Annotated in this window: 14 protein-coding genes, 1 tRNA gene and 2 pseudogenes; 8 read left to right on the forward strand and 9 right to left on the reverse strand. The window is 68.9% G+C overall.

Annotation, left to right across the window (positions count from 1 at the left end; genetic code table 11):
* The first annotated feature begins 40 nt into the window (after positions 1 to 40).
* The 3 genes from A5648_RS08480 (at position 41) to A5648_RS08490 (ending at position 4,627) form a co-directional block, all read left to right on the forward strand.
* Positions 41 to 916 carry an oxidoreductase gene (locus A5648_RS08480; RefSeq protein WP_065024113.1) on the forward strand — a complete coding sequence of 292 codons (876 nt, stop codon included), beginning with the start codon at positions 41 to 43 and terminating at the stop codon, positions 914 to 916.
* A 182-nt stretch (positions 917 to 1,098) separates the two neighbouring features.
* Complete coding sequence (locus A5648_RS08485) at positions 1,099 to 3,465, forward strand: lysylphosphatidylglycerol synthase transmembrane domain-containing protein (RefSeq protein ID WP_065024125.1); 2,367 nt, start codon at positions 1,099 to 1,101, stop codon at positions 3,463 to 3,465.
* Positions 3,466 to 3,469: 4 nt separating this feature from the next.
* Positions 3,470 to 4,627 carry an FAD-binding domain gene (locus A5648_RS08490; RefSeq protein WP_065024114.1) on the forward strand — a complete coding sequence of 386 codons (1,158 nt, stop codon included), beginning with the start codon at positions 3,470 to 3,472 and terminating at the stop codon, positions 4,625 to 4,627.
* A gap of 2 nt (positions 4,628 to 4,629) precedes the next feature.
* Here A5648_RS08490 and A5648_RS08495 read toward each other — a convergent pair whose 3' ends face one another.
* From A5648_RS08495 to A5648_RS08510, 4 genes are read right to left on the reverse strand one after another with little or no spacing between them, the layout of a single operon-like run.
* Positions 4,630 to 5,709 (reverse strand): galactokinase, encoded by a 1,080-nt coding sequence (locus A5648_RS08495; RefSeq protein ID WP_065024115.1) that lies wholly within the window; start codon positions 5,707 to 5,709, stop codon positions 4,630 to 4,632.
* Entirely contained in the window at positions 5,706 to 6,788 is a 1,083-nt protein-coding gene (galT, locus tag A5648_RS08500) for a galactose-1-phosphate uridylyltransferase (protein WP_065024116.1), read from the reverse strand. The genes A5648_RS08495 and galT overlap by 4 nt, the downstream gene beginning before the upstream one ends.
* Positions 6,785 to 7,261: a DUF309 domain-containing protein gene (locus tag A5648_RS08505; protein ID WP_065024117.1), complete on the reverse strand. Its 477-nt coding sequence runs from the start codon at positions 7,259 to 7,261 to the stop codon at positions 6,785 to 6,787. Before A5648_RS08505 ends, galT begins: the two co-directional genes overlap by 4 nt.
* A gap of 21 nt (positions 7,262 to 7,282) precedes the next feature.
* Complete coding sequence (locus A5648_RS08510) at positions 7,283 to 8,071, reverse strand: class I SAM-dependent methyltransferase (protein WP_065024118.1); 789 nt, start codon at positions 8,069 to 8,071, stop codon at positions 7,283 to 7,285.
* Positions 8,072 to 8,188: 117 nt separating this feature from the next.
* Between A5648_RS08510 and A5648_RS08515 the strand changes: the two genes are divergently transcribed.
* Entirely contained in the window at positions 8,189 to 8,620 is a 432-nt protein-coding gene (locus A5648_RS08515) for a pyridoxamine 5'-phosphate oxidase family protein (protein ID WP_065024119.1), read from the forward strand.
* A gap of 37 nt (positions 8,621 to 8,657) precedes the next feature.
* Here A5648_RS08515 and A5648_RS08520 read toward each other — a convergent pair.
* Positions 8,658 to 8,740 (reverse strand) — tRNA-Tyr (locus tag A5648_RS08520).
* Positions 8,741 to 8,819: 79 nt separating this feature from the next.
* Here A5648_RS08520 and A5648_RS08525 point away from each other — a divergent pair.
* The 3 genes from A5648_RS08525 to A5648_RS08535 are packed head-to-tail and all read left to right on the forward strand — an operon-like array spanning position 8,820 to position 11,913.
* A complete protein-coding gene (locus tag A5648_RS08525) occupies positions 8,820 to 9,311 on the forward strand; it encodes a YajQ family cyclic di-GMP-binding protein (protein ID WP_065024120.1) in 492 nt (163 codons plus the stop codon).
* 27 nt (positions 9,312 to 9,338) lie between these two features.
* Complete coding sequence (locus tag A5648_RS08530) at positions 9,339 to 10,832, forward strand: flavin-containing monooxygenase (protein WP_065024121.1); 1,494 nt, start codon at positions 9,339 to 9,341, stop codon at positions 10,830 to 10,832.
* 55 nt (positions 10,833 to 10,887) lie between these two features.
* Positions 10,888 to 11,913, forward strand: coding sequence for an NAD(P)H-dependent glycerol-3-phosphate dehydrogenase (locus tag A5648_RS08535; protein ID WP_065024122.1), 1,026 nt, complete (start codon positions 10,888 to 10,890; stop codon positions 11,911 to 11,913).
* 85 nt (positions 11,914 to 11,998) lie between these two features.
* On the opposite strand, the gene A5648_RS08540 is transcribed toward A5648_RS08535, so the two are convergent.
* The 3 genes from A5648_RS08540 to grcC1 all read right to left on the reverse strand — a co-directional run bounded on the left by A5648_RS08540 (position 11,999) and on the right by grcC1 (position 14,439).
* Positions 11,999 to 12,337, reverse strand: a complete 339-nt coding sequence (locus A5648_RS08540) for a type II toxin-antitoxin system HicB family antitoxin (protein ID WP_065024123.1) — start codon at positions 12,335 to 12,337, stop codon at positions 11,999 to 12,001.
* Positions 12,338 to 12,501: 164 nt separating this feature from the next.
* A complete protein-coding gene (htpX, locus tag A5648_RS08545; RefSeq protein WP_065024124.1) occupies positions 12,502 to 13,350 on the reverse strand; it encodes a zinc metalloprotease HtpX in 849 nt (282 codons plus the stop codon).
* A gap of 72 nt (positions 13,351 to 13,422) precedes the next feature.
* Positions 13,423 to 14,439 carry a nonaprenyl/(2E,6E)-farnesyl/geranylgeranyl diphosphat synthase gene (grcC1, locus tag A5648_RS08550; protein WP_165607319.1) on the reverse strand — a complete coding sequence of 339 codons (1,017 nt, stop codon included), beginning with the start codon at positions 14,437 to 14,439 and terminating at the stop codon, positions 13,423 to 13,425.
* Positions 14,440 to 14,460: 21 nt separating this feature from the next.
* Between grcC1 and A5648_RS08555 the strand changes: the two are divergent.
* A pseudogene (locus A5648_RS08555) lies at positions 14,461 to 15,159 on the forward strand (geranylgeranyl reductase family protein); the annotation flags it as partial.
* Here the strand turns inward: A5648_RS08555 and A5648_RS22680 are convergent.
* Positions 15,090 to 15,328, reverse strand: a pseudogene (locus A5648_RS22680) (hypothetical protein); the annotation flags it as partial. The pseudogenes A5648_RS08555 and A5648_RS22680 overlap by 70 nt on opposite strands.

The raw sequence follows: 15,328 nt of genomic DNA on the forward strand, positions 1-15,328 counted from the left end.
CACCGAAGGCCGCACCTGAGGGTCGCGTAACGTGACGGCCATGGCTTTCCGACTCGCCGACACACCTGACCAGCACGGCCGCACCTTTGTGGTGACCGGGGCCAACGGCGGACTGGGCGAGGTCGTCACCCGCACCCTGGCCGCCAAGGGCGCCACCGTGGTGATGGCCTGCCGCAACACCGCCAAGGCCCAGCAGATCGCCGACAGCATCACCGGCGACGTCACGGTGGCGGCGCTGGACCTGGGCAGCCTGGCCTCGGTGCGCGATTTCGCCGCGCAGCAACGCGGCTTCGACGTGCTGGTCAACAACGCCGGGATCATGAACATCCCGATGCGGCGCACCGTCGACGGCTTCGAGATGCAGTTCGGCGTCAACCACCTCGGCCACTTCGCGCTGACCGGCCTGCTGCTGGACCGCATCGGCGACCGGGTGGTGACGGTGTCGAGCATCGCGCACAAGCAGACCCCGAAGTTCTGGATCGACGACCTCAACTACGAGCACCGCTTCTATCAGCGCAACCTGGCCTACGCGCAGTCCAAACTGGCCAACCTGATGTTCGCCCGCGACCTGCAGCACCGGCTGACCGCCGCCGGCTCGCCGCTGCGCTCCTACGCCGTACACCCGGGCGTGTCGGACACCGAGCTGTTCGACAACGACAAAACCCTGCCCGGTCTGGTCACCAAGTACAGCCTGGCGGTGATCGGCCAGCCGCCCGAGCGGGCCGCCGAATCGATCGTGATGGCCGCAACCGTCAACGACGTCGACCCGGACACCTACTGGGGGCCGACGAAGCTGAACCAGGCCCGCGGCCCGGTCGGTGCCTGCCCGTCGAGCAAGCTGTCGCGCGACCAGCGGCTGTGGCGCCGGCTGTGGGACTACTCGGAGAAGATGACCGGAGTGCACTACCCGCTCTGAGGAGTTGTCGCGCAGAGCCGGGCACACCTCATACCCCCGCCCCGCCGTGACGCCTGGGGCGGATGAGACTCACCCCCGGCGACGCGCCCCCGATGTCGCCGACAAACTGACGTGACGCCCCAGCTCACCGGTTAAGTTGTGGCGAGCCGCAATCTGCGGCATCAGATGGACCGAAAGTGATCATGCGAGTTGAGGGACGCGAGGTTGCCGTCACCGGCAACCTGCTGCAACCGCTGACCCGACGCATCAACGACATTCTGCGTCTGGTGCTGGCGGCGGTGTTCCTGGCGACCGTCATCACCAGCTCGCTGGTCACCCGCTATGAATGGGTCTCGCTGGAACGCTCGGTCTCCCAGATCGTCGGAGTGCTCTCCCCCACCCACGCCAACCAGGTCTACCTGGCTTATGGCATCGCCATCGTGGGGCTGCCCTTCGCGATCCTGATCGGCCTGGTCGTCTCCCGGCAATGGAAACTGCTGGGCGCCTACGCGGTCGCCGGGCTGCTCGCGGTGGCATCGCTGTCCATCCGCAGCAACGGATTGGCCGCGCCGCGCTGGCACTTCGATCTGTCCGAACGGCTGGCCACCACGTTGGCCCAGTTCCTCGACGACCCGCGGTGGATCGCGATGCTCGCAGCGATGCTCACCGTCTCCGGTCCGTGGCTACCGGCTCGCTGGCGACGCTGGTGGTGGGCGCTGCTGCTGGCGTTCGTGCCGATCCACCTGGTGGTCAGCGCCATCGTGCCGGCCCGCTCGCTGCTCGGTCTGGCCGTCGGCTGGTTCGTCGGAGCGCTGGTGATCCTGATCGTGGGCACCCCCGCATTGGAGGTGCCGCTGGATGGCACCGTGCGCACCCTGGCCCGCCGCGGCTGCAATGTCACCGAGCTCACCGTGGTCCGCCCGGCCGGGCGCGGGCCGCTGGTGCTGTCCACCGTCGGCAAGCACCCGGCGATCATCGAGCTGTACGGCCCCAACCAGCGCAGCGGCGGGGCGTTGCGTCAGCTCTGGCGCAAGCTGCGGCTGCGCACCGCCGAGACCGCGCCGCTGCACGCCTCGCTGCACCGCGCCGTCGAGCATCGGGCGCTGATGGCGATCGCCATCGGCGAGACCGGGGTGGCCAACACCGACACCGTCGCGGTGGCCTCCCTGAACCGGGGCTGGACGCTGTACGCCCACACCCCGCCGCGCGGCGTGCCGATCGCCGAGTGCACCGCCAGTACCCCGGTGGGCGCACCGTGGGCCGCCCTGCGGCGGCTGCATGATCAGCAGATCTCACACGGGGATCTGCGTGCCAAGGAGATGACGGTCCACGGCGACCGGGTGCTGTTCGGCGGATTCGGCAACGCCGAGTACGGCGCCACCGACAGTCAGCTGCAGTCCGATATCGCCCAGTTGCTGGTGACGACGTCGTCGTTATACGACGCGTCGTCGGCGGTGGCCGCGGCCATCGAATGCTTCGGCCGTACCGCGGTGTTGGCCGCCTCCCGTCGCCTCACCAAATCGGCTGTGCCATCGCGGCTTCGCAAGGCGGTGCCCGATGTCGGTGCGGTGATCTCCGCCGCTCGCGAAGAGGTCAAGCGCCAGACCAATACCGACGAAATCCACACCAAGACCATCACCCGGTTCACCCGCAGCCAGCTGATCCAGTTGGTGCTGCTGGTCGGGCTGGTCTACGTCGCCTACCCGTTCATCAGCCAGGTGCCGACGTTCTTTTCCCAACTGCGGCATGCGAACTGGTCATGGGCGCTGCTGGGGCTGCTGGTCTCGTCGCTGACCTATGTTGGCGCGGCTGGGGCGTTGTGGGCCTGCACCAACGGTGCGGTCAAGTTCCGCAACTTGGCGATCATGCAGGTGGCCAACACCTTTGCCGCCACCACCACCCCGGCCGGCGTGGGCGGGCTGGCGCTGAGCACCCGGTTTTTGGTCAAGGGCGGGCTGAGCGCACTGCGGGCCACCGCCGCGGTCGCCTTGCAGCAGTCGGTGCAGGTGATCGTGCACGTGATCCTGCTGATCATCTTCACCACCGCCGTGGGCGCCCGGGCTGACCTGTCGCATTTCGTGCCCAGCGCCACCATGCTGTATCTGATCGCCGGTGTGGTACTGGGGTTGGCCGGCATCTTCCTGCTCGTGCCCAACCTGCGCCGGTGGTTGACGACGGAATTGCGTCCCCGGCTCACCGAGGTCACCGGCGACCTGATCGAGCTGGCCCGCGAACCCAAACGTCTGGCGTTGATCGTGCTGGGCGCGGCCGGCACCACTCTCGGTGCGGCACTGGCGCTGTGGGCCAGCGTGGAGGCGTTCGGCGGTAATACCTCGTTCATCACCGTCACGGTGGTGACGATGGTCGGCGGCACCCTGGCCTCGGCCGCCCCGACACCCGGCGGGGTCGGCGCGGTGGAAGCCGCCCTGATCGGTGGACTGGCCGCCTTCGGCGTCCCGGCCGCCCTGGCGGTTCCGTCAGTATTGCTCTACCGAGTGTTGACCTGTTGGCTGCCGGTGTTCGTCGGCTGGCCGGTGATGCGCTGGCTGACAGAGAACGAGATGATCTGAGTCGATGCGGATCGCGATCAGCGGTGCAGGAGTAGCCGGGACGGCGCTCGCGTACTGGCTGCACCGCACCGGCCATACCCCGACCGTGATCGAACAAGCCCCGGCCTTCCGCTCCGGGGGGTACATGATCGACTTCTGGGGCGTCGGCTACACCGTGGCCCAGCGGATGGGTATCGAGGCGCAGATCCTCGACAAGGGCTACCAGATCGAGTCGGTCCGATCGGTCGGCGCCGACGGGCGGGTGCGTGCGGCGTTGGACGCAGGCGTCTTTGGGCAGCTGCTCGGTGACGACTTCACCAGTCTGCCGCGCGGGGACCTGGCCGCCACCATCCACGCCGGCATCGCCGAGGACGTCGAGATGATCTACGGCGACAGCATCACCGCCATCGACGAATACGACGACGGCGTCCGGCTCACCTTCGCACACGCCGGGCCGCGCGACTTCGACCTGGTGATCGGCGCCGACGGACTGCACTCCAACGTGCGCCGGCTGGTATTCGGCCCGGACACCGATTTCGAGCACTACCTGGGCTGCAAGGTGGCCGCGGCCGTCGTCGAGGGCTACCGGCCTCGCGATGAACTGGCGTATGTGAGCTACGCGGTGCCCGGTCGGCAGGTGTCCCGGGTCGCGTTGCGTGACGACCGGACCCTGGTGCTGTTCGTGTTCCGGGACGACTCCCCCGACGTGGCCGACCCGAAAGCACAGTTGCACCGCCGATTCGGCGATGCCGGCTGGGAATGCCCGCAGCTGCTGGCCGCCGTCACCGAGGACTTGTACTTCGATGTGGTCAGCCAGGTTCGGATGGAACGCTGGTCGCGGGGGCGGGTGCTGTTGATCGGCGACGCGGCCGGGTGCATCTCACTGCTCGGCGGCGAGGGCACCGGCCTGGCCATCACCGAGGCCTACGTGCTTGCCGGGGAGTTGCAGCGGGCCGGTGGCGACCATCGGCGGGCATTCGCCGCCTACGAGGCCCGGCTGCGCCCGTTCATCGAAACCAAACAAGCCGGCGCCAAGCAGTTCCTCGGGTTCTTCGCCACCCGAACACGTTTCGGGCTGTGGTTTCGCAATCTGGCGATCCGGGCGATGGGCCTGCGCCTGTTGACCCGCCTGTTCGCCGGCACCGTGCGCGACGACTTCGACCTGCCCGACTATCGCATGTGACGCTACCCGGCCCCGGCTGCCGCATACACCCGGCTCAGCTCCGGCTCGGCGTAACCCGCCCCGGTGACCGCGGTGCGCACCGCGTCGCCGACCTTGAGCGTGAGCTCGGTGGGCACCAGGGCGATCACGCAGCCCCCGAAACCGCCGCCGGTCATCCGGGCGCCCAACGCGCCGGCATCCACCGCGCCATCGACGATCAGATCGAGATGCTCGGTGGTGATCTCGAAGTCGTCGCGCATCGAGGCGTGCGAGGCGGTCAACAACCGCCCCGCCGCGGCGAAGTCCAACTCCGCCAGCGCCGCAACGAAATCCAGCACCCGCTCGTTCTCGGTCAGCACGTGGCGGGCCCGGCGCAGGTCGACGGGGTCGCTGACGGCCTCGAGCACCTCGACGCCGCGGTGCTGCACCTCACGCAGCGATCCCACCCCCAGATCGGCGGCGGCCCGCTCGCAGGACGCCCGCCGCGCGGCGTACTCACCGTCAACGTGGCCGTGCCGTTGACCGGAGTCGAACAACAACAGCGTCACCCCGGAGGCGTCCGGGTCGAAGGGCACCGGGTGCACCGCGACGTCGCGGAAGTCGATCAACAGCGCGGCCGAGACCTCCCCGAACAGTGACGACAGCTGATCGAGCAAACCCGTTGGGGCGCCGACGTAGTCGTTCTCAGCGCGCTGACCGATCCGGGCCTGCTCGATCCGGTCGATCTGGACCCCGGCGGCCGAGAGCAAGGCGCCGAGCACCGCGCACTCCAGGGCCGCCGACGATGACAGACCCGAGCCGATCGGCACGTCGCTGCTGATCGTCATGGTTCCGCCGGGCACCGCAACACCGTGCTCGCGCAACGCCCAGATCACCCCGGCGACATAGGCCGACCAGCCGGTGACTTCGCCGGGGACCGTGACCAGCGGAATGCGCACCGAGGCGTCGGCGTGATCGGAAACCACGGTGAGCGTATCGGTCTCGGCGGGAGTGAAGGTGACGCTGGTGCGCTGCGGCAGCGCGATCGGCAACGCGAAACCCTCGTTGTAGTCGGTGTGCTCACCGATCAGGTTGACCCGGCCCGGCGCGGAGTAGCTGATCACAGCTCACGCAGCCTGGCCGCGACCGACTCCGGGGTGACGTCGGCGATGAACGCGTCCATCGCCGACTCCGAGGCCGCCAGATATTTCAGCTTGGTGGCGCTGCGCCGGATCGACATCAACTCGGCGTGGAAGTAGCCGTCGGCCTGCACCCCGTCGGCGCGGTATTGGTGCAGCGCGGCCATATAGGGCAGCGGGGCGTCGTAGATGCGGTCGAAGCGACCCAACAGATCTCGGTAGATCACCGCGAAGTCGTCCAGCTCCGGCTCGGTCAGCTCGGTGAGGTTGTGCACCCGCCGATTCGGATACAGGTGCACCTCGACGGGCCAGCGCGCCGCGAACGGCACGAACGCGGTGAAGCAGTCGCTCTGCGCCACGATCCGGGCGCCATCGGCCAGTTCGGCGTCCAGCAGGTCGGCGAACAGGTTGGTGCCGTGGGTGTTTCGGTGCTCGCGGGCCTGGGCCAGCATCGTGGCGGTGCGCGGGGTCAGATACGGGTAGCCGTAGATCTGGCCGTGCGGGTGGGCCAGCGTCACCCCGATCTCCTCGCCGCGGTTCTCGAAGCAGAACACCTGCTCGACCCCGGGGCGGGCCAGCAGGTCAGCGGTGCGGTGCTGCCAGGCTTGCACCACCAGCGCGGCGTGCGCCGCCGGCAGGTCGGCGAACGAGCCGGTGTGATCGGCCGAGAAGCAGATCACCTCGCAACGCCCGTTTCCCGGTGCGGCGACAAATTCGGCGCCGTCGGGCGGGGCGGTGACCGTCCCCCCGGCGCCAGCCAGGCTGGGGAACCGGTTTTCGAAGACCACTACGTCGTAGTCGGGCGCGGGCACCTCGCTGGTCAGCCCGCTCGGTCCCGGACACAGTGGACACGCCTCGGCGGGCGGCTTGTAGGTGCGATCCTGGCGTTGCGCGGCGATGATCACCCACTGGCCGGTGGTGCGGTCGAAGCGCAGATCAGAAGGTTGGGAGTCTCGCGCCGGCAGCGGCCGACGGTCCGGCACCGGTGCCGGGGTGTGGCCGGGCAGGGAGAAGAACAACAGGTCGCGGCCGTCGGCGAGCGTCCAGTGCGTCGGAAGGCTCACGCGACCAACCGGGGATGCAGCCGCTGCGGGGTGATCTCGACGCCGGCCGCCAGGTCGTCGGCCAGGGCTGCGGCGAAGTGCAACAGGCCGGGAAGGTCGATGCCGTAGGGCGCCGGGGCGGGCACCGCCGCCAGGTGGTCGGCGCCGCGGCGCAGCAGGCTCACCGCGCCGATGACGTTGCCGCGCTGGACGTGAGTGACGCCGACCGCCAGCTGCGCCAGCCCCTGCCACAGACCGCGTTCGGCGTCGGGCCGGTGTTTCCACGCGGCTTCCAGCACCTCATGGGCGTTGAACGCCAGACCGTCGTCAAGCAACAGCTGCGCATAGGCCAGCGTCTGCGCCGGTGGCAGGTCCAGATCGTCGGGAACGCCTTCGACCCCGCCCTTGCTGCCGCGCGGCAGCGGCCGACCCAGCCGATCCCGCGGGCGGGCGTTGCGGGGGCGGCCGGCTTCGTCGCGGTCGCGGGTTGTCACCCGTCCATCATCGCAAGTGGGTCACGCGGCCGGTTTGGCGGCGATCACCTCGATGGCGCCCATGTGGTTGCGGTGCCGGCGGAACGTCGCGCGCATGTTGAGCACCCGCGCCCGCGCATCGGAGTCACGCAGCACGTTGAACACGAACCGCGCCGCCCCGAACAGGCCCTCGTCGGCGATCAGCCGGTGCGGCTCGAGCAGCGCCATCGGCGCATACGAGATCTTCTCCACAGTGAAGCCGGCCTCGTTGAGCAGCTCGGCCCATTCCGCGGCCGTCAGCGGGCGGGCGTTGACCTTGATGGAGCGGGCCAGCGCGGTGCGCACTTCCTCCTTGACGGCTTCGGGCACGTCGACGGGCTGCAGCACCATCTCGTGGATGGCGTAGCGGCCGCCGGGCCGCAGCACCCGGAAGGCCTCGCGCATGATCTCGGACTTGTGCGCGTTGGTCTGCATGGTCAGCATCGCCTCGCCGACGACGACGTCGGCGCTCTCGGCGGCCAGCCCGGTCTCCGACGCCTCGCCGGTGACCACCGTGCCCTTGTCGCCGACCACCGAGCGGACCACGCCGGCGGCGTTGGCGTCGGCCTCGACGCCGGTGTATGTGCCGGGAGTGTGCGCCAGGATTTCTTTTGCGGTGCGGCCCATGCCGGGCGCCAGTTCGACGACGTCGGCGCCGGGCAGCTGCGCGTCGGCCAGCATCCGGTGGGTCAGCCCGAGGCCGCCGGGCCGCAGGACACGTTTGCCGAGGCGGGCGAACAGCCAGTGGCCGGGGAGGTCAGCGGTCTTGCGGTCGGGCATCGGCAGCGTCATGCAAGGAAGGCTAGCCTTACCCATGTTGGGCCCGCTAGAGGACTTTGGACCCCTGTTTCTCCTCTAAAACAGGTCGGCCGCTGGAATAGCCCTACGACCTCCGCTGTTCGTGTCGGCATGCCGAAACCCTTCACCGAAGCCGAACGCCAGCAATTCCTGGCCGACAAGCACATCGCCGTCCTGTCGGTGGCCGCCGATGACGGCCGGCCCCCGGCCAGCGTCCCGATCTGGTACGACTACACCCCCGGCGGCGACATTCTGGTCAACACCGGCGCCGGCCGGCGCAAGGCCAAGCTCATCGAGCAGGCCGGCGCGGTGAGCCTGGTGGTGCAGCGCGAAGAACTGCCGTATCAGTACGTCATCGTCGAGGGCACCGTCATCGACGCCGCCAACCCGGCCCCGCTGGAGCAACGCGAGGCCATCGCCACCCGCTACCTCGGCGCGGAGGGCGGACGGGCGTTCGCCGCGAACATGGACGGCTCCGCCAGTGTGCTGTTCACCATCCGGCCCGACCGCTGGCTGACCGCCGACTACTCCGGGGAGCTGTAAACGCAATCAGGCCCCTGGTAAAGGGGCCTGACCTCGGTGGCAGGTGCAGGATTCGAACCTGCGTAGGCTTGCGCCGACGGATTTACAGTCCGCTCCCATTGGCCGCTCGGGCAACCTGCCGTATCGCGCCTAGCAGACTACAACGAGGATGTACCCCGAACACAAACGGGCAGCACATCATCAAGAGAGGACAGATCGCGTGGCCGACTCATCGTTCGACATCGTCAGCAAGGTCGACCGTCAGGAGGTCGACAACGCCTTGAACCAGGCCGCCAAGGAGTTGGCCACCCGGTTCGACTTCCGCGGCACCGACACCACCATCGCCTGGAAGGGCGAGGAGAGCATCGAGCTGGTCAGCTCCACCGAGGAGCGCGTCAAGGCCGCCGTCGACGTGTTCAAGGAGAAGCTGATCCGCCGCGACATCTCGATGAAGGCGTTCGACGCCGGCGAACCGCAGGCCTCGGGCAAGACCTACAAGGTCAGTGGCGGCCTCAAGCAGGGCATCGACAGCGAGCACGCCAAGAAGATCAACAAGCTGATCCGCGACGAGGGCCCCAAAGGCGTCAAGACCCAGGTCCAGGGCGACGAGATCCGGGTGTCCTCGAAGAAGCGCGATGACCTGCAGGCGGTCATCTCACTGCTGAAGGGCGCCGACCTCGACCTGGCGCTGCAGTTCGTCAACTACCGGTAGCCCAAAGCTTGGCCGGCCGCCGACCCGATGCCTACGCTGGTGGGCGTGAGCACCGAAGATGTCGTCGACGTTGTAATCATCGGAGCGGGCATCTCCGGTATCGGCGCGGCCTACCGCATCACCGAACGCAACCCCGGCACCCGCTACGTCATCCTGGAGCGCCGCGAGCGCATCGGCGGCACGTGGGACCTGTTCCGCTACCCGGGAGTGCGCTCCGACAGCAGCATCTTCACGCTGTGCCTGCCGTATGAGCCGTGGACGGGCCGCGAACGGGTGGCCGACGGTGACGAGATCCGCGACTACCTGACCGATGCCGCACGCAAGCGCGGCATTGACTCCCACATCCGGTTCAACAACCACGTCGTCGACGCCGACTGGGATTCGGCGACCGACACCTGGACGGTGACCGCCGATGAGGGCGGCACGCAACGGGTCTACCGCGGCCGGTTCGTGTTCTTCGGGTCGGGCTACTACAACTACGACGACGGCTACACCCCGGACTTCCCCGGCGTCGAGACGTTCGCCGGCACCGTGGTGCACCCGCAGCACTGGCCCGAGGACCTGGACTACACGGGCAAGAAGATGGTGGTGATCGGCAGCGGTGCCACGGCGATGTCGCTGGTTCCGGCGCTGACCGAGCGGGCCGGCCACGTGACCCTGCTGCAGCGCACCCCCACCTACCTGATCTCGGCGTCCAAATACAGTCGTTTCACCGATGCCGTCGCAAAACTGTTGCCGCGCAAGCTGGCTCACCCGATCATCCGGTTCACCATGGCCCTGTTCGAGGGTGTGGTCTGGTTCCTGGCCCGCAAGACGCCGGCGGTCTTGAAGTGGATGCTGCGCCGGACGGCCGTGCAGAACCTGCCGCCGGGCTACGACGTCGACACCCACTTCAAGCCGCCGTATCAGCCGTGGGACCAGCGACTGTGCCTGATTCCCGACGCCGACCTCTACGGCGAGATCAGCGCCGGGCGCGTGGACATGGTCACCGACCGGATCGATCACTTCGATGCCACCGGCATCGCCCTGCAGTCCGGGACACATCTGGATGCCGACATCGTCGTGACCGCCACCGGCCTGCAGCTGCAAGCACTGGGCGGGGTGCGGATCAGCCTGGACGGCACCGAGGTCAAGCCCACCGATCGCTTCGTCTACAAGGCGCACATGCTCGAAGGCATACCCAACCTGTTCTGGTGCGTCGGCTACACCAACGCCTCCTGGACGCTGCGCGCCGACATGACGGCCCGGGCCACCGCAAAGCTGATGTCGCACATGGCTGCTCGCGGGTACACCCACGCCTACCCGCACCGCGGCGACGAGCCGCTCACCGAGAAGCCGGCCTGGGATATTCAGGCCGGCTACGTGCTGCGGGCACTGCACGCACTGCCCAAGTCCGGCACCAAGCGGCCCTGGAACGTGCGGCAGAACTACTTCGCCGACGCCCTGGACTACCGCTTCGACCGGATCGAGGAGTCGATGGTGTTCGGCCGGGCCGGCGAGCGGATACCGCTGGCCGGGTAGGACCGACTTCGTCAACTGCCGGTATGACGGCAGCGACGGCAATACGCTGACGCACATGGCAGCTGCTACGCGTACACCCAGAGTCGTCGTGCTCGGCGGCGGATCGTTCGGCACCACGGTGGCGTCGATCTGCTCGCGGCGCGCCCCGACGCTGCAATGGGTGCGATCGGAATCGACCGCCGCCGACATCAACGACAACCAGCGCAACAGCCGCTATCTGGGCGACGAGGTGGTGCTGTCCGAGACCCTGCGGGCCACCACCGATTTCGCCGAAGCCGCTCAGGCCGCCGACGTCGTCGTGATGGCCGTGCCCTCACACGGGTTCCGTGGTGTGCTCACCGAGCTCGCCAACGAGCTGCGGCCGTGGGTGCCGGTGGTGTCCCTGGTCAAGGGCCTGGAGCAGGGCACCAACATGCGGATGTCGCAGATCGTCGACGAGGTGCTGCCCGGGCATCCGGCCGGCATCCTGGCCGGGCCGAACATCGCCCGCGAGGTCGCCGAGGGTTATGCGGCCGCGGCCGTGCTGGCGATGCCCGACCAGCATCTGGCGGCCCAGCTGGCATTGCTTTTTCGCACCAAGCGATTCCGGGTTTACACCAGCGACGACGTGACCGGGGTCGAGATGGCTGGGGCGCTGAAGAACGTCTACGCGATCGCGGTGGGGATGGGCTACTCGCTGGGGATCGGCGAGAACACCCGGGCCATGGTGATGTCGCGTTCGGTGCGGGAGATGTCCAAGCTGGGCGAAGCGATGGGCGGCGCCCGCGACACTTTCGCCGGCTTGGCTGGCATGGGCGATCTGATCGTCACCTGCACCAGCCAGCGCAGCCGCAACCGGTTCGTCGGCGAACAGCTGGGGACGGGCAAGTCGATCGACGAGATCATCGCGTCGATGAACCAGGTCGCCGAGGGCGTGCGGGCCGCCAGCGTGATCATGAAGTTCGCCGCGCAGTACGGGCTGAACATGCCGATCGCCCGCGAGGTCGACGGCGTGATCAACCACGGCTCGACCGTCGAGCAGGCCTACCGCGGGCTGATCGCCGAGGCGCCCGGGCATGAGGTGGAGGGCAGCGGGTTCTGAGCCCGGGGCGCTGCCGTCACAGGCGTCACTTTGGCACCCTCGGAGGAGGGGTGTGATGAGTTCGATTCGGATAGCGCCGGCGGTATCACCAGTCCAGCAGGCTGCTCGGCGGGCGGTCGGCGAGCTTCTGGACGATCCAGTGGTTCATCGACACGTTCTGGTCGGCGGCCTCGACGGCAAGCCGTGCATGCAGCGACGGTGAGGTCCGGACCAGGAAGGTGCCGCTGAACTTCCGGTCGGTGATCGGAGCGGGCACGTCTTCGCCCTCCCGCTCGGCGAGGTGTTCGTCGACGGCCTCCTCGACCCCGGCGATGGCATCGCGCATGGTCGGTGCCCAATGCTTGAGGAACGGCAGTTCGAGGCAGCGCCCGACGTACTCGCCGTGCTCGCGCGACCATTCGGCCCGGTACGTGTAATGGTTCATGGCCGGTAGTAGCGCATGCGCTATCCGATTCGACACAACATCTATCCCCAGGAGCGGGGGTGGAAGTGATGGGTGGGGCCACCGGGACCAAAGGGGCGCGCGCAGCTGGCGGCTGGCGGCTGGGGAGAACGGACGGGATCGGCGGACGGGCGGTCAGGCCCGATCTATCCGCGGGCCATCTCCTCGAGCCGGCGGATCCGGTCGGCCATCGGCGGGTGGGTGGAGAACAGCTGCCCGACCTTCTCCCCGACCCGGAACGGGTTGGCGATCATCAGATGCGACTGGCTGGCCAGCTCCGGCTCGGGCGGCAGCGGGGCGGCCTGCACTCCGTCGGAGATCTTGCGAAGCGCCGACGCCAGCGCCAGCGGGTCACCCGTCAGCACCGCACCGGACTGGTCGGCCTGATATTCCCGCGACCGCGACACCGCCAGTCGCACCACCGACGCCGCCAGCGGCCCCACCAACGCGACCAGCAGCATCGCCAGCGGGTTGCCGTCGCGGCGGTTGCCCATGAACATCGCCATGTTGGCCAACCCGGTGATCACCGACGCCAGCGCACCGGCCACACAGGAGATCAGGATGTCGCGGTTGTAGACGTGCGACAGCTCGTGGCCCAACACCGCGCGCAGCTCGCGCTCGTTGAGCAGGCGCAGGATCCCGCTGGTGCAGCACACCGCCGCGTGGCGGGGGCTGCGACCGGTGGCAAATGCGTTGGGGGCGTTGGTGTCGCTGACGTATAACCGGGGCATCGGCTGGTGGGCCGAGGTGGCCAGCTCGCGCACGATCCGGTAGATCTCCGGCGCCTGGACCTCGGTGACCGGCTGGGCCCGCATCGCCCGCAACGCCAGCTTGTCGCTGTTGAAGTAGGTGTAGGCGTTCATCGCCACGGCGAACAGCACCGCGACCCACATCATCCCGGGCCCGAACGCTCGACCGACCAGGACGATCAGCCCCGACATGGCGAGCAACAAGAAAAACGTCTTCGCCGTGTTGCGATGCGGGTGCCAGGTCATCGACTTCCTCCTTGGAGAACCGCGGTCTTGCTCATTCAACGCCGCGGGCACAACGGGGGTTCCGCATGGTGATCAGCCGTGGCGGTGGACGGTGTAGTCGACCAGCCCGGCCAGTGCCGCACGGCCGACGCAGTCGGGCAGCGCGGCCAGCTCGGCGCGGGCCTGCGCGGCATAGTCGGCCACCGTCTCCTTCGCCCGCGCCATGCCCGGCGATGCGCGCAGCAGCCCCAACGCCTCGGCCACCGCCGCGTCGTCGGTGACCGGGCCGGCCAGCAGCACCCGCAGCCGCTCGGCGTCCGGGCCGCTGTCCTGCAGCGCGTAGAGCACCGGCAAGGTGTGCACCCCTTCGCGCAGATCGGTGCCGGGCAGTTTGCCGGACTCGTCGGGGTCGGAATCGATGTCGATGATGTCGTCGGAGATCTGGAACGCGGTGCCCACGATGCCGCCGAGGCGGGCCAGTCGCTCGATCTGAGCGTCGTCGGCGCCGGAGAACGTCGCACCGAACCGACCGGACGCCGAGATCAGACAGGCCGTCTTCTCGTAGACCACCTTCAGGTAGTGCTCCACAGAGTCCACCCCTTCGGCGGCGCCGCGGGTCTCGCGCATCTGGCCGGTCACCAGCTGGGCGAAGGTCTCGGCGATAATCCGCACCGCCTCCGGGCCCAGCCGCGACACCAGCCGCGACGCCGTCGCGAACAGGTAGTCCCCGGCCAGGATCGCGATGTTGTTGCCCCACCGCGCGTTGGCGCTGGGCGCTCCGCGGCGGATCTGCGCCTCGTCCATCACGTCGTCGTGATACAGCGTGGCCAGATGCACCAGCTCGATCACCGCGCCGGCCACCGTCACCTGCCAGGCGTCGGGCTCCGGGCCGAGCTGTGCGGACAGCACCGTGAACAACGGACGGAAGCGCTTGCCCCCGGCGTCGAACAGGTGGGTGACGGCTTCGGTCATCAGCGCGTCGCCGCCGCGCAACTCGGTGTCCATCAGCTCTTCGATGCGCGCCACCCCGTCGCGGACATTGCCCGCGAACGCCGGGTCGCCCAAGCCCCCGAAATCCAGCCCCGCCACCACACTCGCCGGTGTCCTCACGGCTCCAACATACTGGTCAGTGTGAGTTCGCAGGGTGATGTGGTGGTGGTGGGGGCCGGACCGGCGGGGTCGGCGGCGGCCGCCTGGGCCGCCCGGGCGGGCCGCGACGTGCTGGTGATCGACACGGCCACCTTCCCGCGGGACAAGCCCTGCGGCGACGGGTTGACCCCGCGCGCCGTCGAGCAGCTCGAATTGTTGGGGCTCGGCGAGTGGCTCGACAGCCACATCCGGCACCGCGGCCTGCGGATGGCCGGCTTCGGCGGCGAGGTGCAGGTGGACTGGCCCGGCCCGTCGTTCCCGTCGACCGGCAGCGCCGCACCGCGCACCGAACTCGACGAACGGATCCGCAAGGTCGCCGAGGAGTCCGGGGCCCGGATGCGGTTGGGCGTCAAGGCCGTCGGCGTGCATCACGACTCGTCGGGTCGGGTGCGTGCGGTGGTGCTGGCCGATGGCACCGAGATCGCGTGCCGGCAGCTGATCGTCGCCGACGGCGCGCGCTCCACGCTGGGCCGGGCACTAGGCCGCCAATGGCATCAGGAGACGGTGTACGGGGTGGCCGCCCGCGGATATCTGGCCTCCCCGCGCAGCGACGAACCCTGGCTGACCTCGCACCTGGAACTGCGTTCCCCCGACGGTGCGGTGCTGCCGGGTTACGGGTGGATCTTCCCGCTGGGCAATGGCGAGGTGAACATCGGCGTCGGCGCGCTGGCCGGGGCACGCACCGGGCCCTCGAATCCCCATTCGTCGCGGCGCAGGTCGGCGTAGTAGGACATCAGCGGCCGCAGCGCCACGTCGGCGGGCCGTTTGACGGTGGCCAGCGCGCCGACGCCGATGTTCACCTCGCCATTGCCCAGCGGGAAGATCCACCCGTAACCCGGCAGCACCGCGC

The organism is Mycolicibacter sinensis, assembly GCF_001673565.1.
GTDB classification, from domain to species: domain Bacteria; phylum Actinomycetota; class Actinomycetes; order Mycobacteriales; family Mycobacteriaceae; genus Mycobacterium; species Mycobacterium sinense_C.